Below are 21,383 nucleotides of genomic sequence, written 5' to 3'. Positions count from 1 at the left end.
ACCGATGAACGGAGAGCAACCATGAGACAGCCGGTCCTTGCAGGCATTCTTGCCGCCGCAACCACCCTGACCCTGGCCGGGATCGGCCTGGCCCAATCCGCGGGCGGGCTGACCTCGCTGCGCGGCGCGGCCATCGACGAACCGGTCGTTCTCGATCAGGTGTTCCAGCAGGATACGCAGCGCTTCAACCGCGAATACCGCCAGCAGCCACCGCTCATCCCGCATTCGGTCGAGCAGTACCAGATCGACCTGAAGGCCAACCAATGCCTTGGCTGCCATGACTGGAGCAATGCCGGCGACCGCAGTGCGCCGACCCTCTCGATGACCCATTATCTCGACCGCGATGGCCATGAAATGGATCAGGTGGCCGGAACCCGCTGGTTCTGCAACCAGTGCCACGTGCCGCAGGTCAATGCTCCGGCGCTCGTCGACAACGCTTTCGTGCCTTCGGTCGCGCGCTGAACCCGGAACGGGAAGGAGACGAGCCATGGCAAATAACAGTTCGAACGAAAAGCGGCCCGGCTTCATTCGCCGCATCTGGAACGGGTTCTGGAGCCCGAGCGGTGTGCTCAGCCTCGGTTTCCTGCTGATCGCGGGGTTCCTTGGCGGGGTAATGGCCTGGGGCGGGTTCCACTGGGCGTTGGAAGAGACCAACACCGAGCAGTTCTGCACCAGCTGTCACTCGATGACCAAGAACTGGGACGAGTACACGGAGACCATTCACTACAACAACCATTCCGGCGTGCGCGCGACCTGCCCGGATTGCCACGTACCCCATGAGTGGCAGTACAAGGTCAAGGCCAAGATCATGGCCAGCAAGGACCTCTATCACGAGATCATCGGCACGATCGATACCGACGAAAAATACGAGGATCATCGCCTCAAGATGGCGACGTCGGTCTGGACCAAGATGAAGACGACCGACTCGCGCGAATGTCGCAACTGTCACAGCTTCGAGTACATGGATTTCACCATTCAGGAGACCCGCGCTGCTGCGGATCACCAGAAGGCGCTGGACGAAGGCAAGACCTGTATCGATTGCCACCAGGGCATCGCGCATGGCCTGCCGGCCGACTATCTCGAGCAATACAAGCTGATCGCCGAGGGGATCGAGGCCGCCAAGTGATATCGTCGGGCAGCCGGGCCCCCGGTGGGGCGCCCGGCCGGCCATGGACCAGATACGGCGCCTGGCGCCAGTTGAACAGAAATCGAGAAGGATTGGACAATGCTGGACATCCTCGGAACCATTGCCGGAAACATCCTGAGCCTGCCCGGGATTTTCGGCCTCGCCTTGGGCATGATGACCCGTAACCTGTTGCTGGCCGCCATTTTCGGCGCAGTGATCGGGGTCATCGAAACCTATATCTTTGCCGGTTTCGATTTTTCTCAGGCCGAGCCGCTGGAACTGACCATCGCCATCTGTGTTGGTGTCGTGGCCGGCTGCGTGGGCAGAGCGATCCGGGTCAGGGGCGCCACCGTTTGACCCGAGGCACCTTGCGGGGCGCGCTGCCGAGCGCTCCCTGAAAGCCTGAAGCGGTCCGATCTGCGCAGCGGACCGGACCGCCTTAACCAGAGATCCAAGCCATATAACGGCCCCCTTTCCGCGTATCGCAGGGAAGGCCGGACATACGTGACGTTTCCCGCCGAAATCTTCACCGTCACTGGAAACTTCCCCGGAACCATGGCACCACAAGGCTCGGAGGAAACTGGAGCGGTGGCATGCGTGCCGCGCGATCCGTACGGGGAAGGGTGGATGCAGGACGAAGACCGCAAGAGAATTGCGCGCAACTCTCTGTTATTGAAGGGTTTTCCGGATAAGGCCGCGGCGGGAATCCTGGATCGGTCGAACTGGCGGGTGTTCGACAGGGGGCAATATCTCTTCCTGCAAGGGGAGCTGGCGCATGCGGTTCATATCATCGTTGAAGGTTGGGTGAAGCTCTTCCGTATCACGCAGGGCGGCGATGAAACGGTGGTGCATGTCTTCTCCAGGGGCGAGAGCTTCGGCGAGGCTGTCGCGTTTCGCGGCAGCGACTACCCGGTGTCGGCCGAGGCCGTCACGGCTTGCGAAATCGTCGAGATCCCGATCTGCGCCTTGCGTGAGCTGATGCGCAGCGACCCCGAGATTGCCGAGACGATCCTCGCCTCGAGTTTCGTTCACCTGCACACGCTCGTGTCGCAGCTCGAACAGCTCAAGGCCCAGACGGGCGCGGAGCGTACCGCCCGGTTCCTGCTCGAATTCTGCGATCCTCACGCCGAAAGCGCCATCGTGGCCCTTCCGTATGACAAGTCCCTGATTGCCGGGCGGCTGGGCATGAAGCCTGAAACCCTGTCCCGCGCCTTCACGCGCCTGCGCTCCGTGGGTGTGCGGATCTCCGGAACCTTCGCCACTATCAATGATGTCGCGCAGCTCCGACGCTATGCCGAGGACAATACGTCCGTGCAGCTGAAGAAAACGCCGTAACCCCGCGCGAAACGCCTTGCTCGCCGTTAGTGAAAGCCCGCCGCCATTTCGATCCGCGTGGGAAGCTCGATCCGCGTATCCACGCGGGTGCTGCGTCGCTCGGCTGCCGCGAGGATAAGTTCCGCCGCCTTGAAGCCGATCTCATGGCGCGGCGTGATCGTCGTTGCGATGGGAACCGGCAGCGCCTCAACCAGGTCCAGGCCGTTGAACCCTGTCAGCAGGATCTCCTCGGGAACCGGTATCCCCGCATGGAGACAGTGAAACAGTCCGCCGACGGCAATGTCATCGTTGGAATAGTAGATGCAGTCGATATTGGTATGTTGCGACAGAAACTCGGCGGTCAACTGGCGTCCGGCAGCGATGGAAGATGACCGGTCCGCAACCAGCGTACCGGCCAGCGGTACGCCCGCTTCGGCCAGAGCGGCTTCGAACCCCAGCCAGCGCTTGGTGGCCCGTGTGTCACCGGCCAGGTCGCAGCCGATATAGCCGATGCGGCGCCGGCCCTGTTCCAACAGCGCCCGTCCCATAGCGGCGCCGGCGTCGGTCTGGGCGATGCCGACGCAGCCATCGGTTGGCGTGCCGTCGGTATCCATGATCTGGACCACCGGCAGACCAGCATGTTCGAGCAGACGCCGCGCCGCTTCGGGCTGGTCGAGCCCGGTCACGATCAGCCCGGCGGGCCGCCAAGACAACATGCTCCGGATCGTCTCGGCCTCTCGGTCCAGATCGTAATCGGTCACACCGATCACCGGCTGGAACCCGCTGTCGGACAGCGCTTCAGTAATGCCGGCGAGAACCTCGGCGAAGACGATATTGGAGGCGCTCGGGACAACCACGCCAACGAGGTTGGTCCGCTGGCTCGACAGCGACATGGCGATCGGGTTACCGATATAGCCGATCTCGCGCGCGGCGCGCTGCACTTTCTCGACGCTCTCGCGCGAAACGTCTCCGGCATCGCGCAGCGCGCGCGAGGCGGTCATCTTGGAGACGCCCGCAGCCCGTGCGACATCTGCCAGGGTCAGCCTTTTGCCAGCCATTTGCTCTTGTTTTCGCCTCCCGCCAGCGCGCTCCGGCAGGGGCCGTCGCGACAGTCTTTGTTGACAGATACTTGAATCTTGACAGTCGGTCCAGCGTCAAGGTATCGGTACCGGTATCGATACCAAGGCGACATCCAACGAAGATCGCCGAAACGCTGCGGAGGCGCCAATGCAGGTCGTTCAAACGGGCCGCGGCGCGGTCCGGGGCGTTACGGGCCTGCGCCCGGAATCCAGGAGGAATGCAATGTCCACAAAACTGAATGCCTGCGTGATCGGGCTCGGCTCGATCGGCTGGGGAGCCGCTGTCTCGCTCTTGCGCGAGGGTTTTCCGACCGTCGCTGTCGATATCCGCGAAGAGGCGCTGGCGAAATTCGTGGCAGAGGGCGGCCGGCGTGCCGCGACCCCGGCCGAGGGCGCGGCGGAGGCGGATCTCGTCATGGTTTTCGTCGTGAACGCGGCGCAGACCGAGACGGTTCTTTTCGGTGAGAACGGGGCCGTCGCGGCCGCGAAGCCGGGCACGACCTTCGTAATATGCGTGACCATGCCGCCGAGCGCGATGAGCGACATCTGTGCTCGCCTCGAAGCCGCCGGCATGAAGGCGATCGACGCGCCGACTTCGGGCGGTTCGGGCAAGGCCGCCAGTGGCGAGACGACGCTGATGGCCTCGGGGCCGGATGCCGTGTTGGACGGCGTGATGCCGGCGCTGGAGGCGATGTCGGGTCGTATCTACCGTCTGGGCGACACCTGCGGCGCAGGCAGCCGGGTGAAGATGATCAACCAGCTTCTGGCCGGCGTTCATATTGCCGCCATGGCCGAGGCGATGACGCTCGGCGCCAAGATGGGCGTCGATCTGGGAACGCTTTACGAAGTGATCACCGGCTCGGCCGGCAACTCCTGGATGTTCGAGAATCGCGGTGCGCATGTGGTCAATGGCGACTACACGCCCCATTCCGCTGTCGACATCTTCGTGAAGGATCTGGGTATTGTGGTCTCGGAGGCCGGTGACGGCTGTCCGACACCGCTCTCGGACACCGCGCTGGCGCTTTTCAAGGAAGCGAGCGCCGCCGGGATGGGCCGCGAGGACGATGCCGCCGTGGCAAAGCTGTTGGCGAAGAAAGCCGGCGTGAAGCTGCCGGGCGTTGAAGACTGATTGACCATGCCGGGCCGGAGCGCTTCCGGCCCGGATGGTTCCAAACGGAAGGGATGGAGAGCACGATGGGCGTGGTTCTTGGATGTATTGCCGATGATTTCACCGGTGCGACGGACCTTGCGGGGCTGCTTGCGCGCTCCGGCGTGAAAGTGTCGCTCAGAATGGGCGTGCCGGAGGAGGCGCCGGAAGACGCGGATGTCGCCGCCTTCGAGGTGATCGCGCTGAAATGCCGGACCGTGCCGGTGGCCGAGGCCGTGGCCGAGACCCGCGCCGCGCTGGACTGGCTGCGCCGTGCGGGCGCGGAGCGGTTCTTCTGGAAATATTGCTCGACCTTCGACAGCACGGCAGAGGGCAATATCGGCCCTGTGGCCGAGGCGCTGATGGCCGAGATCGGGGCGGAGCAGACGATCTATTGCCCGGCCTTCCCCGAAAACGGCCGCGCGATTTTCATGGGCAACCTGTTTGTCGGTGAGCTGCCGCTGGCGGAGAGCCCGATGAAAGACCACCCGCTGACGCCGATGCGCGACAGCAACCTGATGCGGTTGATCGAGCCGCAAGTGACGGGCAAGGTGGGGCTCGCCAACCGCCTGACCGTGGCGCGCGGCCCGGAGGCGCTGAAGGCGCGGCTCGACGAGCTGAAGGCCCAGGGCGTGGCGCATGTCGTCGTCGACGCGGTGGCCGACGAGGATCTCGGCATCATTGCCGAGGCCTGCCACGACATGAAGCTGATGACCGGCGGTTCCGCCGTCGCCATGCCGCTGCCCGGCATCTACCTGCGCGAAGGCTCCATCACCGAAGCTGCCAAGCGCGAATCCGCGCCGCAGGTGGGCAAGGGATCCATCGTCTTCTCCGGCTCCTGTTCGGCGATGACGCGCGCGCAGGTGGCCGATTACCTGCCCAAGGCGGCAGGTTACAAGCTTGACCCGCTGGACCTGGCCGCCAATGGCCCGCAGGCCGCGCGCGACTGGCTGGCTGCGCAGGATCCGGAAACGCCCAAGATCATCTATGCCACCGCCGAGCCGGAAGACGTCGCCAAGGTTCAGGCCGAACTGGGTGTCGCCGAGGCCGGTGAACTGGTGGAATCCGCGCTGGCGCAACTGGCGCAGGACGCTCTGGCTCAAGGTGTGCGCCGCTTCGTCGTCGCCGGTGGCGAAACCTCGGGCGCGGTGACCAAGGCGCTCGGCGTCACGGCGATGGAGATCGACGCGGAAATCGCCCCCGGCGTGCCGTGGACATGGTGCCGCTCGGGCGACACGCAGATCGCCATGACGCTGAAATCCGGCAATTTTGGCGCGGTTACCTTCTTCACCAACGCGTTCGAGAAGCTGGAGCAGATCTCGTGAGCGCCGAGGCCCGCCTGCGCGAGCAGGTTTGTCTCTTTGCCAAGTCGCTCTACGACCGGGGGCTGACCCCCGGCGCCAGCGGCAACATTTCGGCGCGGCTGGAAGACGGGCGGCTGCTGGTGACCCCCACCGGCAGTTGCTTCGGCCGTCTCGACCCGGCACGGCTCTCGGTTCTGGACGAGGCCCGCGCCCATATCGACGGCGACGCACCGACCAAGGAGGTCGCCTTGCACGCGGCCTTCTACGAGACCCGGCCCGCGCAGACCGGCGCGGTGGTGCACCTGCACTCCACCCACTCGGTCGCGCTCTCGATGCTGCCCGACACCGACCCCGAGGACATGATCCCACCGCTCACGGCCTATGGCATCATGAAGCTCGGCAAGGTGAAGCTGCTGCCTTATTTCATGCCGGGTGATCCGGCGATGGGCGAAGCGATCCGCGGGCTGGCGGGCAAGCGCTCCGCCGTGGTGCTGGCCAATCACGGCCCCGTCGTGGCCGGCAAGGACCTCGAGGCCGCCTGCTACGCGATGGAAGAGCTTGAGGAGACCTCGAAGCTCGCCATCCTCACGCGCGGGCTCTCTCCGAAAATGCTGAACGAGGCGCAGATCCAGGGCCTCGTGACCAAGTTCAATGTCGAATGGGACGACTGATATGACCAAGTTTTCCGCCAATCTCGGCTTCCTGTGGACCGAGCTTTCCCTCCCCGATGCCGTTCGCGCCGCCAAGGCCGCCGGTTTCGACGCAGTCGAGTGTCACTGGCCCTTCGAGACGCCCGCCGAAGACGTGGCCGCCGCACTCAAGGAGACCGGGCTGACCATGCTCGGCCTCAACACCGTGCGCGGCAATCCCGGCGAAAACGGGCTCTGCGCGCTGCCCGGCCGCGAGGCTGAGGCCAAGGCGGCCATCGATCAGGCGCTCGCCTATGCCGAGGTAATCGGTACGCCGAATGTCCATGTCATGGCCGGTTTCGCCAAAGGCCCGGAAGCGCACGCGACCTTCGTCGCCAACTTGCGCTATGCCTGCGAACAGGCGGCGAAGCTCGGCAAGACCATCCTGATCGAGCCGCTCAACCATCATGACGCGCCGGGCTATTTCCTCGGCACCTCCGCGCAGGCGGTGGAGATCATCAAGGAAGTCGGCGCGCCGAATATCAAGCTGATGTTCGACTGCTACCACCTTCAGATCATGGAGGGTGACCTGACCCGGCGCCTCACGGACCGTCTGCCGGTGATCGGCCATATCCAGTTCGCCAGCGTGCCCGAGCGCACCGAGCCCGATTGCGGCGAGGTGAATTACGACCACATCTTCGCCCATATCGCGAGCCTCGGCTATGACGCCCCGCTTGGCGCCGAATACAAGCCGCGTGGCACGACGGATGAGGGCCTCGGCTGGATGAAGGGCTGACGCAAGGTCCGAAGTTTCGAAAGGAGCCGGCAGCTGCGCGTTGCCGGCTCTTTTCGTCGATGGATCACCGCGCGCGCTTGCATTAGCATCGCAGCGGATCGACCCCAACCGGGCCGGATCTGCGCTTTGGAGGAGAATTCGGGTGCGATTCCTGCTGATCGAGGACAATGCCAAGCTGGCCTCCGCCGTAACGGAGCGCCTCACGCTGGATGGGCATGTCGTCGATCACGGCCCGGATATTGCCTCGGGCAAGGACTTTATTGCCACCACGGAATATGACCTGATCCTGCTCGATATCATGCTGCCCGATGGCGACGGGCGGGATTTCCTCGAAGAGCAGCGCCGATTGCAGGACGAAACCCCGGTCATAGTACTAACCGCGCGTTCCGAGGTCTCGGACCGGGTGACGGTGCTCGATCTCGGCGCCGATGACTACCTGACCAAGCCCTTCGATTTCTCCGAACTGGAGGCGCGCTGTCGGGCGGTGTTGCGGCGGCGGGGCGGCAGCGGTACCAACCAGCGCCATATCGGCAATCTCACCTTCGATCCACAGGCCGGCACGCTCAAGGTGGGCGACCGCACCACCACGCTTCGGGCCAAGGAACTGCGCCTGCTGGAGCTGTTTCTCGGCGCGCAGGACCAGATCCTGAGCAAGGCGAAACTCGTGGACCGGCTGTTTTCCTACGAGGAGGAGGTCTCCGAGAACGCGATCGAGGTCTATGTCGGCCGCCTGCGCAAGCATCTCGACGGCTCGCCGGTTTCCATCGTCACCGTGCGCGGGCTCGGCTACCGGCTGCAGGTGGAATGAGCGACAAGGCCGTCATCACCGGCTCGATCCGCCGCCGCCTCACGTTTCGGCTTCTGCTGTCTTCGGCACTGCTGGCGGGGCTGCTTTTTGTCATCGTGCTGAACTTTGCCGAGAAGGTCGCGCAGGTCAGCCAGGACAATATCCTCGATGCCTCCGTAACTTCCATTCTCGAATCCGCCACAGTTCTGGATGGCGAGATCAGCATCGACATTCCCTATGCCGCGATGGCGATGCTCGGCAATGTCTCCGATGACCGGGTGTTCTACAGGGTCACGGTCGATGGCGCGCATCTGACAGGCTACGAGGATCTGCCCAGGTCGGCTCTTCAGGCCAATGAGCGCGGGCGCAGCTACGATACGGTGGATTTCCTGGGCGAGAGCGTGCGCATGGCCACGGCATCGCGGCTCCTGGCGCGCGGGCAGCGCCCGATCCATGTCACCGTCTCCGTTGCGCAGACCCGGGGTGGCGCGCAAGAGACGCTGCAGGAGATCTGGCGCAACGCGGTCTATCTCGGGATCGGCTTCTTCGCCGTCGCGGGTGCGCTGGCCGTGGCCGTGGCGCAGTCTGCCATCGATCCGCTGGAACGGCTCGCTGCTTCCGTTTCGCGCCGGGGGCCGCAGGACCTGCGTCCGGTCGTGGCCGAGGTGCCGCGGGAAATGGCGCCATTGGTCGAGGCGCTCAACCGGCTCATCGGCCGCTTGCAGATCACGCTCACACGCTCCGAAGATTTCATGGCCGAAGCGGCCCACCGTGTCCGCACGCCGCTTGCGACCGTGCGTGCGCAGGCCGAGATCGCGCTGAACCGCATGGACAAGCCAGAGAACCGCGCCTCGCTCAACGACATGATCCATGCGCTGGACGAAAGCTCCCGTGCCGCCGGCCAGCTTCTGGATCACGCGATGGTCACCTTCCGCACGGACCAGCTCGAACATGTGCCGCTCCGGCCGAGCGACCTGATCGCCGAAACCGTGCGCCGCCTGCAGCCGGTGGCCGGTTTGAAGGACATTGCGATCACCGTCGTCGCCCCGACCGATCTGCGGGTGACGGGCGACCCGATCCTAATCCAGAACGCTCTCGGCAACCTGCTGGACAATGCCGTCAAGTATTCCCCCGCGGAGAGCGATATCGCCGTGGACATGTGGGCCGAGGACGGCGCCTGTCATATCCAAGTCAGCGACCAGGGAGCGGGCTTTCCCAAAGGGGCCGGCAAGCGGCTGACCCGACGTTTCGCGCGGGGCAGCAATTCGCAGGGCACGGTCGGCTCCGGCCTCGGGCTGACCATTGCCGACGAGGTTGCCCAGGCGCATGGCGGTCGGCTTGAACTCGAACAGAACCCGGAAGGAGTTGGCGCATGCGTCTCGCTCGTCTTGCCCCTGTCCTGATCACCCTGATCACGCTGGGCACCGCCGCCCGCGCCTTCGAGAGCGAAGCGCATGTCATCTACGAGGCCGCGCCGGGCAGCCCGGTGCTGCGGATCCTGTCGACCACCGATATCGAGATCTTCGAGCCGATGCTGCGTGCGTTTCAGGAAAGCAACCCGGGCACCACAATCGACTATACCGTGGCCAGTTCCACCGAGATGATGAACGCCCTCATGAGCGAAGGGCAGGCCTTCGATGTCGCCCTGTCTTCCGCGATGGATCTGCAGACCAAGCTGGCCAATGACGGGATGGCACGGAGCCACGTCTCCACGGCCACGTCCCGGCTGCCAGATTGGGCCAATTGGCGCGATCAGGTCTTTGCCTTCACGCAGGAAGCGGCGACGCTGGTCGTCTCCCCGGCGGCGTTCGAGGGGCTGGCGCGGCCCCGCAACCGGCAGGACCTGATCACGCTGCTGCGCGAACATCCGGAGCGTTTTCGAGGCCGGATCGGCACCTACGACATTCGCAGCAGCGGTGCAGGCTACCTGTTTGCGACGCAGGACGCACGCACGTCCGAGATATTCTGGCGCCTGATGGAGGTCATGGGCGGGCTCGGCACCCATCTCTATTGCTGTTCCGCAGAGATGATCAGCGATGTAGCGTCGGGAAAGCTTGCCTTCGCCTATAACGCGCTGGGCTCCTATGCCGAGCCGCGACAGGCAGCGGGCGAGGCCATCGAGATCGTCATGCCGGAGGATTTCGTGACGGTCATGCACCGTACCGCCCTCATCCCGGCAAGCTCCAGGAGCCCGGGGCTCGGTGGTGCTTTTGTCGATTTCCTTCTGGAGGCGGCCTGGAGCGGAGATCCACCCGATTATTACCCCTTTGCCACCGTCAATCCGCGCGCGAGCGACGAGACTCCTTCGCTGCGCCCGATAAGGATCGGTCCGGGGCTGCTGGTCTATCTCGACGACTTAAAGCGTGCCTCCTTCTCCAAGGCGTGGCTGGACGCCGTGGTGCGGGAATAGCCCTGCCACTGCCCGGCGCCGGCGTTTGCCCGCTAAAAATTTGAGCAAAGTTTGCACAGTGACAGGATGGTGTCAGGTTTTGGCTTCAACAATCGATTCCGATGGCCGTCGGCCAGAACGATTCCAAGGGAGGTCTATCCATGAATCCGAAATCCATCCTGTTTGCCGGTGCAACTTTTGCCCTGACAGCAACCTCGGCGCTCGCCGCCGAATGTATCGCGCCTGCCAACCCCGGCGGCGGCTGGGACTTCACCTGCCGCCAGATCGGCAAGATCATGTTCGACATCGGCGCCGTGGACAAGCCGATCCAGGTGACGAACATGGCCGGCGCCGGTGGCGGTCTTGCCTATGCCCACGTCGTGGCCGAGCGCAATGACGACGCCGAGCTGATCATCGCCGCGTCCTCGGCGACCACCACGCGTCTGGCCCAGAACGCCTATGCCGGCATGACCGCTGACCAGGTCCGCTGGGTTGGCTCGATCGGCGCCGACCCGGGCGTGATCGTTGTCGGCAAGGACAGCGAGTTCCAGAACCTCAACGAACTCATCGAAGCCGCCAAGGCGGATCCGACCTCGGTTTCCTTCGCCGGTGGCTCCGCGGTGGGTGGCTTCGATCACCTCAAGCCGCTGATGGTGTTCCAGAAGGCTGGTGTTGAGGACGTGACCAAGGTCAAGTACATCTCGACCAACAATGGCGGCGACGCCATCACCCAGACCGTGGGTGGCTTCACCAAGGCAATGACAGGCGACATGTCCGAGGTCGTGGGCTTCCTGAAGTCGGGCGATGTGCGCGTACTGGCGGTTCTGACCGAAGAGCGCGTGCCGGGCTTCGATGACATCCCGACCGCCAAGGAGCAGGGTGTCGACGTGGTCGCGGTGAACTGGCGCGGCCTCTACATCCCGAAGGGCGTTTCCGACGAGACCTTCGACATGTGGGCCGAGAAGCTGAAGCAGGTCGCCGATAGCGACGAGTGGAAAGCGGCTATGGAAGCCAACGGTCTGGCCGAGTTCACCAAGGTCGGCGCCGACTTCCAGAACTATGTCGATCAGGTCGTTGCCGACGTGAACACACTTTCCAAGCAACTGGGGGTCATCCAGTAATGGCCTCTGACCGTATCTTCGGTGCGGTCGCGACCTTGGTGGCGCTGGCGTATATCGCCAGCGCCACACAGATCCAGACCGGTTTCATGGCCGACCCCGTCGGCCCGCGCACCTTCCCCATCATCATCGGCTCCGTGGCTGCCCTGTGTGGCATGGTCATCGCCATCCGGCCCGACCCGGACCCCGAATGGCCCGAGCTTGCCACGCTGGGGGCGCTGGCTCTCTCGGTGATCGTCCTCATAGGCTATGCCTATGCACTCAAGCCGCTGGGTTTCCTGCTGCCGACGGCGATCGCCGCGGGGTTCCTGTCCTACCAGATTCAGCCAAAACCCGTAAAGGCCGTGCTGGCCGGTATCGGTCTTTCACTCGGGCTGTTCCTGATCTTCAAATACGCGCTCGGCCTCGGCCTCGTCGCGGTACCGAAATCGATGCTGGGCTGAGGGGCGCGCCATGGACATTCTTTCAAATCTCGCGATGGGTTTTGGCGTCGCTCTCTCGCCTTTCACGCTGATGCTGGCCGTGATCGGCTGTTTCATCGGCACGATTGTCGGCGCCCTGCCGGGCCTCGGGCCCTCGAACGGCGTCGCGATCCTCATCCCGATCACCTTCACCGTGGGGCTCGACGCGACCTCCGCGCTGGTCCTGATGACCGCGGTTTATTACGGCGCCATGTATGGTGGTCGTATCTCTTCGATTTTGCTCAACATTCCCGGCGACGAACCGGCGCTGATGACCACGCTCGACGGCTACCCAATGGCAAAGGCCGGTCGCGCCGGTGACGCGCTGGTGCTTTCCGGCGTCGCCTCCTTCGTCGGTGCCTTCCTCGCCACGCTTGGGCTCATTGTGCTGGCGCCACTGCTGGCTCGCGTGGCCTTCGTCTTCGGTCCTGCCGAGTATTTCGCCCTTTACATGCTGGCTTTCGCCACCCTTGGCGGCATGTCCTCCAACAACCAGGCCAAGGCCGCCATCGCCTCCTGTATCGGTCTCGGTATCGCCATGATCGGTGTGGACAACAACTCCGGCCTGCCGCGCCTCACGGGGGGCAACCTGCACCTCTATGACGGCGTGGACTTCCTTGTCGCCATCGTCGGTCTCTTCGCCATTGCCGAAGTGTTCTTCTTCATCGAGAGCCACGGCAAGAACACCTCCATCGGAGTCAAGCTGGATAAGGTGACGATCCCATGGAAGGACATCGTCGAGACGAAATGGACCATGCTGCGCTGCTCGCTCATCGGCTTTATCGCCGGCGTTCTGCCCGGTGCCGGTGCCTCGCTCGGCTCCTTCCTCAGCTACATGACCGAGAAGAGCATTGCCGGCGAGGAAGGCAAGTTCGGAACCGGTGTCCCCAAGGGGGTCGCAGCCCCCGAGGCAGGCAACAACGCGGCCGCCGGTGGTGCACTGGTGCCGATGCTAACGCTTGGTGTTCCGGGTTCCGGGACCACCGCCGTCCTGCTGGCGCTGCTGATGACGCTCAACATCACGCCGGGTCCGACGCTCTTCACCGAGCGGCCGGAAGTGGTCTGGGGCCTTATCGCCTCGCTGCTGATCGCCAACGTCGTGCTTCTGCTGATGAACGTGCCGATGGTGAAGGTCTTCGTGAAGATCCTGATGGTTCCGCCATGGGTGCTGCTGCCGGGCGTGACGATGGTCTCCTTCGTCGGCATCTACTCGCTCTCGGGCAGCTATTTCGACCTGCTGCTCATGGTAGCCTTCGGTGCGCTCGGCTTCGTGCTGCGCAAGCTTGACGTGCCCACGGTGCCGATCATCCTCGGTATCCTTCTGGGCGGCCACATGGAGGACGCGCTGCGCCGGGCCATGGTGCTCTCGGATGGGGAGATCGGCTATCTCTTCTCCTCCCCCATCTCCATTGGCCTCTGGCTCGTGGCGGTTGCGGGCTTCGTCGCGCCGATGTTCCTGCGCAAGGTCCTGAAGAAGCCGCAGAGGATTACCGATTGATGGTCAAGGTTCTCATCCCCTCGGGCGCGCTGGGTCTCGGTTACGACCGTGACGCGCTCGCCCGGGGTATCACCGAGAAACCCGATATCATTGCCATCGACGGGGGGTCCACGGATAGTGGGCCCCATTACCTTGGAACCGGGACCTCGAAATATTCCGCCAATTCGACCAAGGCCGAATGGCGAGAGCTGATGGCTGCCCGCCGTGAAGCCGGCGTGCCGCTGTTGATCGGTACCGCCGGCACCTGTGGTGCCGACAGCGCCGTGGACTGGCTGCTCGACATCACCCGCGAAATCGCCGCCGAAACGGGCGAGACGCTCAAGGTGGCGGTGCTGAAGTCCGGCCAGCCAGCGTCGCGGATCGCCCATGCGCTGGGCGCGGGCAAGGTGACGCCGCTGGTGCCGGCGCCCGAGATTTCGCCCGAGCTGATCGACGAATGCACCAATATCGTCGCTCTTGCCGGGGCCGAACATATCCAGGGCGCGCTGGAGACCGGCGCCGATATCGTCATCGCCGGGCGGACCACGGATACCGCGATCATCTCGGCGCTGCCTCTGTCGCGCGGCTGCCACCCCGGCGGGGCCTGGCATGGCGCCAAGATCGGCGAGTGCGGGGCGCTGGCGACGACCTCGCCCAATTCGGGCACGATCCTGATCGAGTTCGACGCGGAAGGTTTCACCATGACTCCGATGGGGGCGGAGGCGCGGGCCACGCCCCACACCGTCTCCGCCCACATGCTCTACGAGAATTCTGACCCGTATGTCCTTTACGAGCCGGGCGGGCATCTCGACGTGACCGAGGCCACGTATACAGCGCTCGACGACCGCCGCGTGCGCGTGACGGGCTCGAAATGGGTGCCCTCGGAGCGCTACACGGTGAAGCTCGAAGGCGCGCGCAAGGCGGGCTACCAGGTTGTCTCGCTCGCCTTGGTGCGGGACCACCGTTACGTCGAGAATATCCGCGCGTGGTGCGATGACATCGAGACCAAGTGCAGCGCCAAGGTGCGAGAAAGGGCAGGGGACGGCTTCTCGCTGGAGCTGCGCCTGATCGGGGCCGATGCCACACTCGGCCCCCTCGATGCCAAGGCGCAGATCGGCAGCGAGGTCGGCGTGCTCGGCATTGTCACCGCCGATACCGAGGCGATGGCCCGCGAGGTGGCCAAGATCCTCAACCCCTACCTGCTCCATCACCCGCTGACGGAACAGGAGGAGATGCCGACCTTTGCCTTCCCCTTCTCGCCGCCGGAGATGAACCGCGGCATGGTCTACGAGTTCTGCCTCAACCACGTGCTGGAGCTTGCGGACCCGTGGGAGGCCTTTTCCCTTGAGACCGTGGAGATCGGCGCATGAGCAGGCTCGGCGATATCGTTCCCAAGGTCCGCTCCAAGAATGCAGGGCCGTTCTGGCTGACCATCGACATCTTCTGCGGTACCCCGGAGATGTTCCGGCGCGTCTCCGAAGGGCTGAAGACGGAGGCCGTGGTGAAGCTTTTGCAAGCCGATGCGACGCTGCTTAAGCGTTTCGACATCGACAGCCTCAACGTGGTCAAGTTCTCGATCCCGAGGCCCCAGATTCAGGGCACGCGACTGGACCGTGACATGCACGGCGCCTCCTTTGCCGCCCTCGTGGCCGAAATGGAGATCTGAACCAGCGCCCTGCCCGGATAACATGCACTGACCGCCGGGCAGGGCTGCAACATTGTCGGTTTTCTCCGGGCGCCACGCGGGCAATACCGCTTGACGTAGCGAGAGACCGGCCTTCGCCAAAAGCGGCGGCAGCTCTCGGCGTCACCGCACCAGATCGGACCCTGGTCGCCATGGAAGACCTCGATTTCTATACCGTCGAGCCGGATCACGAAGATGCCGAGCGCCGCGAGATCAAGAAGCTGCTGGGCGCTTGCGATCTGCTCTACGAACAGGGGATCGAAACCTTCGTCGTCTGCCGTGACCGCGATCGGCTCGTTGCCTGCGCGGGCCTGCAGCAGAACGTCATCAAGGGTGTTGCAATCCTTCCGGAATATCGCGGCACGGCGCTTTCGCTGACGCTGGTGAGCGAAATCACCTATCTCGCCCACAGCCACGGATATGCCACGCTTTTCGTCTATACGGAGCCGAAGAACGCCGAATTCTTTCGCGGCTGCGGTTTCTACGACCTTGTGGAAATGCCCGACACCGTGGTGCTGATGGAGAACACGCCGATCGGCATCAAATCCTACTGCAAGCAATTGCAGAAGCACCGTGTAGAGGGCGAGAAAATCGGCTGCGTCGTGGCGAACGCCAACCCGTTCACTTATGGCCACCGCTACCTTGTCGAGCAGGCGGCGAAGGCGTGCGACTGGCTGCACCTGTTCATGGTGCGCGAGGATGTTTCGCTGTTTTCCTACCAGGATCGCTACTACCTGGCCGAGGAAAACATCCTGGGCATCCCCAACCTGACCCTGCATCCCGGCTCGCAATACATGGTTAGCCGCGCGACCTTCTCCTGCTATTTCCTCAAGGATCAGGGGATCGTCGGCAAATGCCACACAGCTGTGGATCTGCTGATGTTCCGCAACCATATCGCGCCCGCGCTTGGTATCACGCATCGTTTCGTCGGCACGGAGCCCTTCTGCCCGACGACGAACAAGTACAATAGCGACATGATGGTCTGGCTGCAGGACGAGGTGCGCGGCAGCGGGCCGGCGATCAAAGTCGTGGAAATACCCCGAACCGAGTTCAATGGCACCGCCATTTCGGCATCCGAAGTGCGCAGGCATCTCTACGAGGGCGACCTTGACAGCATTCGCAACCTTGTGCCGCCCGCGACCTTCGAGCTGTTGAAGACGAAATACGTAGCCCTTGTCGCGCAACAGGGGTGACAGGATACCGGCCCGCTCGCGGCGTGGGCCAAACGGAGAGGAATGCAAAATGTTGCTCAAACAGGAGGCGCTGGCCGGGACGCTCGAGTCCAGCGATCTCTTCATCCGCATCACGCCCTCGGACGATCCGCTTGAGATCGTGATCGAGAGCGAGGTCCTGCACCAGTTCGGCAAGCAGATCCGCGCCACCGTGGAGGAGGTTCTGGACCATCTCGGCGTGACCACCGGCACGCTGATCATCCAGGACAAAGGCGCGCTCGATTGCACCATCCGCGCCCGCGTTCAGGCCGCCGTGATGCGCGCGGCGGGCGAGACGACGCTCGACTGGGAGGCGCTGAAATGAGACTTCGCCGTTCCATGCTCTTCGTGCCGGGCTCCTCGGCTGCGAGCCTGTCCACCGCTTTCGTCTTCAAACCCGACTCGGTGATGTTCGACCTAGAAGACGCCGTGTCGCTGCGCGAGAAGGACGCCGCGCGGCTGCTCGTCTTCCACGCTCTGCAACAGCCGCTCTATGACGGCATCGAGCGCGTTGTGCGGATCAACCCGCTGGACACACCCTTTGGCCATGACGATCTGCAGGCCGCCATTCGCGGCGGCGCCGACACGATCCGCCTGCCCAAGACGGATACGCCTGAACAGGTTCGCGAACTGGAAGCAGCGGTCGAGCGGATCGAACGCGACTGCGGCCGGGAAGTTGGCTCCACCCACCTGATGGCCGCCATCGAGAGCGCCTCGGGTGTCGTCAATGCGCTCGCCATCGCGCAGGCCAGCCCGCGCATCACCGGCATCGCGCTGGCAGGTTTCGATTACGTGATGGACATGCAGACGCAGCGCGGCGACGGAACGGAGCTTTTCTATGCCCGCTGCGCCGTCCTCCACGCTGCCCGCGCCGCCAAGATCGACTGCTACGACGTTGTCTTCTCCGATCTCGATGACGAGGAAGGCTTCCTCAAGGAGGTGGACCTGATCAAAAGGCTCGGCTTCAACGGCAAATCGCTGATCAACCCGCGTCAGATCGAATTGCTCCACAATGCCTACGCGCCGACGCAGGAGGAGATGGACTACGCCAGACGCGTCGTCGCCGCTGCCGAGAAGGCCGAGAAACAGGGCCTCGGCGTGATCGCCATGGGCGGCAAGATGATCGACGGCCCCGTGGTGGACAATGCCCGCCGCGTGCTGGACCGCGCCGCAGCCTCCGGCCTGCGCAAGGAGTGAGAGACATGGCATCTGATCGCAACCCGCAGGTCGCAGGGCTCGCCCCCTTCGCAGGCTTCAACGCGAAGATCCCCTTTGCCACCGGGCCCGAGGCCAATGGCGACCGCAAGATCCTCCCTGACCTTGAGGAAGCTATTCGCCGGACCGGGCTGAAGGATGGCATGACCGTCTCCTTCCACCACGCCTTCCGCGAGGGCGACAAGGTGATCAACCTGGTGGTCGAGACGCTGGCGCGGATGGGGTTCAAGGACCTCACGCTGGCGCCCAGCTCGCTGCTTGGCATCAACGCGGCCATCATCCCGAATATCCAGTCCGGCGTGATCCGCAAGCTCTTCACTTCCGGCCTGCGCGGCAAGCTGGGCGAGGCCATTTCCAACGGCCTCATGGACGAACCCGTCACCTTCCACTCCCATGGCGGCCGCGTGGCGCTGATCGAGCAGGGCGAGATCGAGATCGACGTTGCCTTTCTCGGCGTCTCCGCCTGCGACCCGTTCGGCAATGCCAATGGCGTGTCCGGGCGCAGTTGGTGCGGCTCGCTTGGCTACGCGATGGTGGACGCGATGTATGCCGACAAGGTCGTCATGCTCACCGAGGAGATCGTACCCTTCCCGAACAACCCGGCTTCGATCCGGCAGGATCAGGTCGACTGGATCGTGCAGGTCGAGGAAGTGGGCGACCCGGCCAAGATCTCCGTCGGTGCGGCCCGCGCCACCACCAACCCGCGCGAGCTTCTTATTGCCAAGCTCTGCGCCGAGGTGATGGAACATGCCGGTTACTTCGAGGACGGCTTCTCGATGCAGACCGGGACGGGCGGCTCCTCCACCGCGACATCGCGCTTTCTCGAACACCGGATGCGGGCCAAGGGAATCAAGGCCGGATGGGCGCTTGGCGGGCAGACCGGCGGCATGGTGGACCTGCACGAGAAAGGGTTGATCGGCACGCTGGTCGACACCCAGAGCTTCGATGCCGTCGCCGCCCGATCCCTGCAGGCAAACGCCTCGCATATGGAGATCTCCACCCAGTTTTATGCTTCGCCGCTCTCCAAGGGTGCCACGGTTGACCGGCTGGACATGGTGATCCTCTCGGCGCTGGAGATCGACCTCAATTTCAACGTCAACGTGCTGACCGGCTCGGACGGTGTCGTGCGCGGCGCGATTGGCGGGCACGCGGACACCGCCGCGGGGGCGAACCTGTCCATCGTGGTTGGCCCGTTACTGCGCACGCGCATCCCGACCGTGGTCGAGCAGGTAACCACCCGGGTTACGCCGGGAGAAACTGTCGGCGTACTCGTTACCGAGCACGGCATCGCGGTGAACCCGAACCGGCCCGATGTGGCCGAGCGGCTGAAGGCGGCGGGTCTGCCCGTCAAACCGATCGGGGATCTCTACCAGCGGGCGATTTCGCTCTCGGGCAAGCCCGAACCGCTGGAATTCCTCGACAATGTCGTGGGCCATGTCCGCTATCGCGATGGTACGATCATCGATACCGTCCGGCAGATCGCGCCATGAGCCTGCTAGCGCGGGAAATCTCGGTTCTTACGGGGCGCGGCACTGGCCAAACGGCCGCCGCTCCCCTGGTTTCCCGCGCCGGTTATCTTTCCCAGCTCGTCCACGAGGCGCTGCTGGTCGAGGTACATCTGACACCCAAACCGGGCCTGGTGGATCTTCGCAACAACGGGGCGCATTCGGACATGAATGTCGCCACTTTCGAAGCAAGCGCTGCGGCCATCGCGCCCTTCTTCGAGCAATTCTTCCTGTCCGGTGTGGCCTCTGCGGATATGCCGGCGACGGAGGCCTTGCCAGAACTGCGTCGCCTCGGCCTGATTGCCGAAGCGGCCATGTTCCGCGCGACGGATGGCGTGAATACGCACAAGGGAGCGATATTCGCCTTCGGCCTTGCCCTCGGTGCCGCCGGTCGCCTGACCGCAAAGGGGGCGGCTCTGGAGACCGTCGCCCTGTGTGGCGAGGTGGCCGCTATCGCCGCCGGGATCGTCGCGCGGGACCTCGACGGGGCCAACCGTACGGCGACGACCGCCGGGGAATATATCTATCGGCGCTACGGGATACGCGGTGCACGCGGAGAGGCCGAGTCCGGCTTTGCCACGGTCCGCGAAATCGGGCTGGCTGCCTTTCGCGCCGCACGTTCCCACGGGGCAGGAGAGGAACGCTGCCTTCTGGCTGCCCTTGCGGCCCTGCTGGCGCAGAATGCCGATACCAACCTGATCGCCCGTGGCGGGCCGGAGGCGACGGAGTATGTCCGCCGCGAAGCGGAGGCGATTGCGGGGCTCGGCGCTAACGCATCCGATTTCATTGCCCGGCTCGAAGCGCTCGACGACGCCCTCATCGCCCGCAACCTCTCGCCCGGAGGCACGGCGGATCTCGTCGGCCTTACCTGGTTTTTCGCGCGGCTCGAAAGCAGTGGGGCATGACCCTTTTCGAAGGCCTTCCAACCGATCTGGAAGCGGTCCTCGCCGCGCGCGAGGCCCGCGTCGCAAGGCGGGACGCAGCGCTTTCGGACCATCAGTGTTCCGTGATCACGCTGTCCATCGTCCTGCCCGGTGCGGTCAAGCTCTGCCCGGCCGCCATCGAACTGGCCGAGGCCGCCCGGATCGCGATCCCGACCCGGCTCGCGGCCATGGGCTGGCGTTTCGCCGAAGTATTTGCCGACGATCTGCAGACCGGACCGGAAGCGCTCTACGTGGTCGAAGCGGATGCCCATGCGCTCAAATCCGCCATGGTTGCGTTGGAAGAGAGCCATCCGCTGGGCCGGCTGTGGGACCTGGATGTGCACGCCGCGGACGGAACCCCGCTCTCCCGCCGAGATGTGGGCTTGCAGAAACGGCGTTGCCTTGTCTGCGATAAACCCGCCCATGCCTGCACTCGCTCCCGCGCCCACCCGATCGAAGAACTGTTGGCGGTGATCGCCGAGCGCGTACAGGCCGCCCGCGACGCCAACAGCCTTGCGTTGCCCGATGAGCCGGGTAAACCATGAGGCGTCCTTTCAAGGCCAACGCCACCAGCTGCGGAATTCATGAGCCCGATCCGAAATCCTGAAGCCATCGAGACCCTCGAAGGGCATATCGAGAATTACGATCTCGTTCTCGTGCCCGGTTTCAAGAATTCCTCCGCCGAGCATTGGCAGACGATGTGGGAGGAAAAGACCCCGCTCTTTTCCCGCATTTCCATGAGCCGCTGGGATATCCGCGATATTCATAACTGGATCGATGCGATCAATCGGCGTCTGACCGAATGCGAAAAGCCGGTGATCCTGATCGGCCATTCGCTGGGGGCGCTGGCTTCCGCCTGCGTGCTGGCCGAGAACCCGCCGAATGTCGCGGGCGCCATGTTCGTTGCCCCCGCCGAGCCGATGCGCTTCGAGGCGGAGGAGATCATTCCGCGTAGCCGGCTCGATCGGCCGACTGTGCTGGTGGCAAGCCATGATGACCAGCTCATCTCGCTGGACCGGACCAAACAGCTCGCGGCCTATTGGGGGTCGGAATGGGTCGATCTCGGCCCGGCCGGCCATATCAATGCCGAGAGTGGCTTCGGGCGCTGGCCCTACGGCTTGACGATCCTTGTCGATCTGGTCGAGCGCATCGAGGGAAATATCTGAAAACAGGCCGATAGCCGCGTGGCCCTGCTCCGTGGTGTGGGAGCCGGGTTCT

The 21,383-nt window shown here is 64.2% G+C and carries 24 protein-coding genes; 23 read left to right on the top strand and 1 reads right to left on the bottom strand.

Going from position 1 to position 21,383, the window contains the following annotated elements; genetic code table 11:
- The first annotated feature begins 21 nt into the window (after positions 1–21).
- The 4 genes from BLR85_RS16630 (at position 22) to BLR85_RS16615 (ending at position 2,461) form a co-directional block, all read left to right on the top strand.
- A complete protein-coding gene (locus BLR85_RS16630; protein WP_093158639.1) occupies positions 22–462 on the top strand; it encodes a nitrate reductase cytochrome c-type subunit in 441 nt (146 codons plus the stop codon).
- 25 nt (positions 463–487) lie between these two features.
- A complete protein-coding gene (locus BLR85_RS16625; RefSeq protein ID WP_093158636.1) occupies positions 488–1,126 on the top strand; it encodes a NapC/NirT family cytochrome c in 639 nt (212 codons plus the stop codon).
- Positions 1,127–1,225: 99 nt separating this feature from the next.
- A complete protein-coding gene (locus BLR85_RS16620; protein WP_093158632.1) occupies positions 1,226–1,483 on the top strand; it encodes a hypothetical protein in 258 nt (85 codons plus the stop codon).
- A 270-nt stretch (positions 1,484–1,753) separates the two neighbouring features.
- Positions 1,754–2,461: a Crp/Fnr family transcriptional regulator gene (locus BLR85_RS16615; RefSeq protein WP_093158628.1), complete on the top strand. Its 708-nt coding sequence runs from the start codon at positions 1,754–1,756 to the stop codon at positions 2,459–2,461.
- 26 nt (positions 2,462–2,487) lie between these two features.
- On the opposite strand, the gene BLR85_RS16610 is transcribed toward BLR85_RS16615, so the two are convergent.
- Entirely contained in the window at positions 2,488–3,498 is a 1,011-nt protein-coding gene (locus tag BLR85_RS16610; RefSeq protein ID WP_093158624.1) for a LacI family DNA-binding transcriptional regulator, read from the bottom strand.
- A 244-nt stretch (positions 3,499–3,742) separates the two neighbouring features.
- On the opposite strand from BLR85_RS16610, the gene ltnD reads away from it, so the two are divergent.
- The 19 genes from ltnD (at position 3,743) to BLR85_RS16515 (ending at position 21,331) form a co-directional block, all read left to right on the top strand.
- Positions 3,743–4,648, top strand: a complete 906-nt coding sequence (gene ltnD, locus BLR85_RS16605; protein ID WP_093158620.1) for an L-threonate dehydrogenase — start codon at positions 3,743–3,745, stop codon at positions 4,646–4,648.
- 65 nt (positions 4,649–4,713) lie between these two features.
- On the top strand, positions 4,714–5,991 hold the full coding sequence (gene otnK / locus BLR85_RS16600; protein ID WP_093158615.1) for a 3-oxo-tetronate kinase: 1,278 nt from the start codon (positions 4,714–4,716) through the stop codon (positions 5,989–5,991).
- Positions 5,988–6,641 (top strand): 3-oxo-tetronate 4-phosphate decarboxylase, encoded by a 654-nt coding sequence (gene otnC, locus BLR85_RS16595; RefSeq protein WP_093158610.1) that lies wholly within the window; start codon positions 5,988–5,990, stop codon positions 6,639–6,641. The genes otnK and otnC overlap by 4 nt, the downstream gene beginning before the upstream one ends.
- Before the next feature lies 1 nt (position 6,642).
- Positions 6,643–7,395 (top strand): hydroxypyruvate isomerase family protein, encoded by a 753-nt coding sequence (locus BLR85_RS16590; RefSeq protein WP_093158605.1) that lies wholly within the window; start codon positions 6,643–6,645, stop codon positions 7,393–7,395.
- A gap of 142 nt (positions 7,396–7,537) precedes the next feature.
- On the top strand, positions 7,538–8,203 hold the full coding sequence (locus tag BLR85_RS16585) for a response regulator transcription factor (RefSeq protein ID WP_093158600.1): 666 nt from the start codon (positions 7,538–7,540) through the stop codon (positions 8,201–8,203).
- On the top strand, positions 8,200–9,585 hold the full coding sequence (locus BLR85_RS16580) for a sensor histidine kinase (RefSeq protein WP_093158596.1): 1,386 nt from the start codon (positions 8,200–8,202) through the stop codon (positions 9,583–9,585). Before BLR85_RS16585 ends, BLR85_RS16580 begins: the two co-directional genes overlap by 4 nt.
- A complete protein-coding gene (locus tag BLR85_RS16575; protein WP_093158591.1) occupies positions 9,555–10,592 on the top strand; it encodes an ABC transporter substrate-binding protein in 1,038 nt (345 codons plus the stop codon). The genes BLR85_RS16580 and BLR85_RS16575 overlap by 31 nt, the downstream gene beginning before the upstream one ends.
- A gap of 140 nt (positions 10,593–10,732) precedes the next feature.
- The gene (locus tag BLR85_RS16570; protein ID WP_093158586.1) at positions 10,733–11,692 is read left to right on the top strand and encodes a Bug family tripartite tricarboxylate transporter substrate binding protein; all 960 of its coding nucleotides are present in this window, start codon (positions 10,733–10,735) and stop codon (positions 11,690–11,692) included.
- On the top strand, positions 11,692–12,132 hold the full coding sequence (locus BLR85_RS16565; RefSeq protein ID WP_093158582.1) for a tripartite tricarboxylate transporter TctB family protein: 441 nt from the start codon (positions 11,692–11,694) through the stop codon (positions 12,130–12,132). Before BLR85_RS16570 ends, BLR85_RS16565 begins: the two co-directional genes overlap by 1 nt.
- Before the next feature lie 10 nt (positions 12,133–12,142).
- Positions 12,143–13,648, top strand: coding sequence for a tripartite tricarboxylate transporter permease (locus tag BLR85_RS16560; protein WP_093158578.1), 1,506 nt, complete (start codon positions 12,143–12,145; stop codon positions 13,646–13,648).
- Positions 13,648–14,997 carry an acyclic terpene utilization AtuA family protein gene (locus BLR85_RS16555; protein WP_093158573.1) on the top strand — a complete coding sequence of 450 codons (1,350 nt, stop codon included), beginning with the start codon at positions 13,648–13,650 and terminating at the stop codon, positions 14,995–14,997. Before BLR85_RS16560 ends, BLR85_RS16555 begins: the two co-directional genes overlap by 1 nt.
- On the top strand, positions 14,994–15,293 hold the full coding sequence (locus tag BLR85_RS16550; RefSeq protein ID WP_093158569.1) for a DUF4387 family protein: 300 nt from the start codon (positions 14,994–14,996) through the stop codon (positions 15,291–15,293). Before BLR85_RS16555 ends, BLR85_RS16550 begins: the two co-directional genes overlap by 4 nt.
- Before the next feature lie 170 nt (positions 15,294–15,463).
- Complete coding sequence (citC, locus tag BLR85_RS16545) at positions 15,464–16,504, top strand: [citrate (pro-3S)-lyase] ligase (protein ID WP_093158564.1); 1,041 nt, start codon at positions 15,464–15,466, stop codon at positions 16,502–16,504.
- A gap of 49 nt (positions 16,505–16,553) precedes the next feature.
- On the top strand, positions 16,554–16,847 hold the full coding sequence (citD, locus tag BLR85_RS16540) for a citrate lyase acyl carrier protein (protein ID WP_093158560.1): 294 nt from the start codon (positions 16,554–16,556) through the stop codon (positions 16,845–16,847).
- On the top strand, positions 16,844–17,719 hold the full coding sequence (citE, locus tag BLR85_RS16535) for a citrate (pro-3S)-lyase subunit beta (protein ID WP_093158555.1): 876 nt from the start codon (positions 16,844–16,846) through the stop codon (positions 17,717–17,719). Before citD ends, citE begins: the two co-directional genes overlap by 4 nt.
- Before the next feature lie 5 nt (positions 17,720–17,724).
- Positions 17,725–19,227 carry a citrate lyase subunit alpha gene (gene citF, locus BLR85_RS16530; protein ID WP_093158550.1) on the top strand — a complete coding sequence of 501 codons (1,503 nt, stop codon included), beginning with the start codon at positions 17,725–17,727 and terminating at the stop codon, positions 19,225–19,227.
- A complete protein-coding gene (gene citG / locus BLR85_RS16525) occupies positions 19,224–20,147 on the top strand; it encodes a triphosphoribosyl-dephospho-CoA synthase CitG (RefSeq protein WP_093158545.1) in 924 nt (307 codons plus the stop codon). The genes citF and citG overlap by 4 nt, the downstream gene beginning before the upstream one ends.
- Entirely contained in the window at positions 20,144–20,710 is a 567-nt protein-coding gene (gene citX / locus BLR85_RS16520) for a citrate lyase holo-[acyl-carrier protein] synthase (RefSeq protein WP_093158540.1), read from the top strand. Before citG ends, citX begins: the two co-directional genes overlap by 4 nt.
- 39 nt (positions 20,711–20,749) lie before the next feature.
- Entirely contained in the window at positions 20,750–21,331 is a 582-nt protein-coding gene (locus BLR85_RS16515; RefSeq protein ID WP_093158535.1) for an RBBP9/YdeN family alpha/beta hydrolase, read from the top strand.
- Positions 21,332–21,383: the final 52 nt, after the last annotated feature.

The organism is Aliiruegeria lutimaris, assembly GCF_900099935.1.
Lineage (GTDB): Bacteria > Pseudomonadota > Alphaproteobacteria > Rhodobacterales > Rhodobacteraceae > Tropicimonas > Tropicimonas lutimaris.
This window is presented reverse-complemented; position numbering and strand designations above follow the sequence as displayed.

Excerpts from the sequence above, each read along its gene's own strand:
- BLR85_RS16610 (WP_093158624.1), bottom strand. The coding sequence starts at position 3,498 with ATGGCTGGCAAAAGGCTGACCCTGGCAGATGTCGCACGGGCTGCGGGC.
- citE (WP_093158555.1), top strand. The coding sequence starts at position 16,844 with ATGAGACTTCGCCGTTCCATGCTCTTCGTGCCGGGCTCCTCGGCTGCG.
- citC (WP_093158564.1), top strand. The coding sequence starts at position 15,464 with ATGGAAGACCTCGATTTCTATACCGTCGAGCCGGATCACGAAGATGCC.
- BLR85_RS16620 (WP_093158632.1), top strand. The coding sequence starts at position 1,226 with ATGCTGGACATCCTCGGAACCATTGCCGGAAACATCCTGAGCCTGCCC.
- BLR85_RS16550 (WP_093158569.1), top strand. The coding sequence starts at position 14,994 with ATGAGCAGGCTCGGCGATATCGTTCCCAAGGTCCGCTCCAAGAATGCA.
- BLR85_RS16565 (WP_093158582.1), top strand. The coding sequence starts at position 11,692 with ATGGCCTCTGACCGTATCTTCGGTGCGGTCGCGACCTTGGTGGCGCTG.
- otnK (WP_093158615.1), top strand. The coding sequence starts at position 4,714 with ATGGGCGTGGTTCTTGGATGTATTGCCGATGATTTCACCGGTGCGACG.
- BLR85_RS16570 (WP_093158586.1), top strand. The coding sequence starts at position 10,733 with ATGAATCCGAAATCCATCCTGTTTGCCGGTGCAACTTTTGCCCTGACA.
- BLR85_RS16515 (WP_093158535.1), top strand. The coding sequence starts at position 20,750 with ATGAGCCCGATCCGAAATCCTGAAGCCATCGAGACCCTCGAAGGGCAT.
- BLR85_RS16630 (WP_093158639.1), top strand. The coding sequence starts at position 22 with ATGAGACAGCCGGTCCTTGCAGGCATTCTTGCCGCCGCAACCACCCTG.
- BLR85_RS16575 (WP_093158591.1), top strand. The coding sequence starts at position 9,555 with ATGCGTCTCGCTCGTCTTGCCCCTGTCCTGATCACCCTGATCACGCTG.
- BLR85_RS16625 (WP_093158636.1), top strand. The coding sequence starts at position 488 with ATGGCAAATAACAGTTCGAACGAAAAGCGGCCCGGCTTCATTCGCCGC.
- BLR85_RS16555 (WP_093158573.1), top strand. The coding sequence starts at position 13,648 with ATGGTCAAGGTTCTCATCCCCTCGGGCGCGCTGGGTCTCGGTTACGAC.
- BLR85_RS16615 (WP_093158628.1), top strand. The coding sequence starts at position 1,754 with ATGCAGGACGAAGACCGCAAGAGAATTGCGCGCAACTCTCTGTTATTG.
- BLR85_RS16560 (WP_093158578.1), top strand. The coding sequence starts at position 12,143 with ATGGACATTCTTTCAAATCTCGCGATGGGTTTTGGCGTCGCTCTCTCG.
- BLR85_RS16590 (WP_093158605.1), top strand. The coding sequence starts at position 6,643 with ATGACCAAGTTTTCCGCCAATCTCGGCTTCCTGTGGACCGAGCTTTCC.
- BLR85_RS16580 (WP_093158596.1), top strand. The coding sequence starts at position 8,200 with ATGAGCGACAAGGCCGTCATCACCGGCTCGATCCGCCGCCGCCTCACG.
- citX (WP_093158540.1), top strand. The coding sequence starts at position 20,144 with ATGACCCTTTTCGAAGGCCTTCCAACCGATCTGGAAGCGGTCCTCGCC.
- ltnD (WP_093158620.1), top strand. The coding sequence starts at position 3,743 with ATGTCCACAAAACTGAATGCCTGCGTGATCGGGCTCGGCTCGATCGGC.
- citD (WP_093158560.1), top strand. The coding sequence starts at position 16,554 with ATGTTGCTCAAACAGGAGGCGCTGGCCGGGACGCTCGAGTCCAGCGAT.
- citF (WP_093158550.1), top strand. The coding sequence starts at position 17,725 with ATGGCATCTGATCGCAACCCGCAGGTCGCAGGGCTCGCCCCCTTCGCA.
- citG (WP_093158545.1), top strand. The coding sequence starts at position 19,224 with ATGAGCCTGCTAGCGCGGGAAATCTCGGTTCTTACGGGGCGCGGCACT.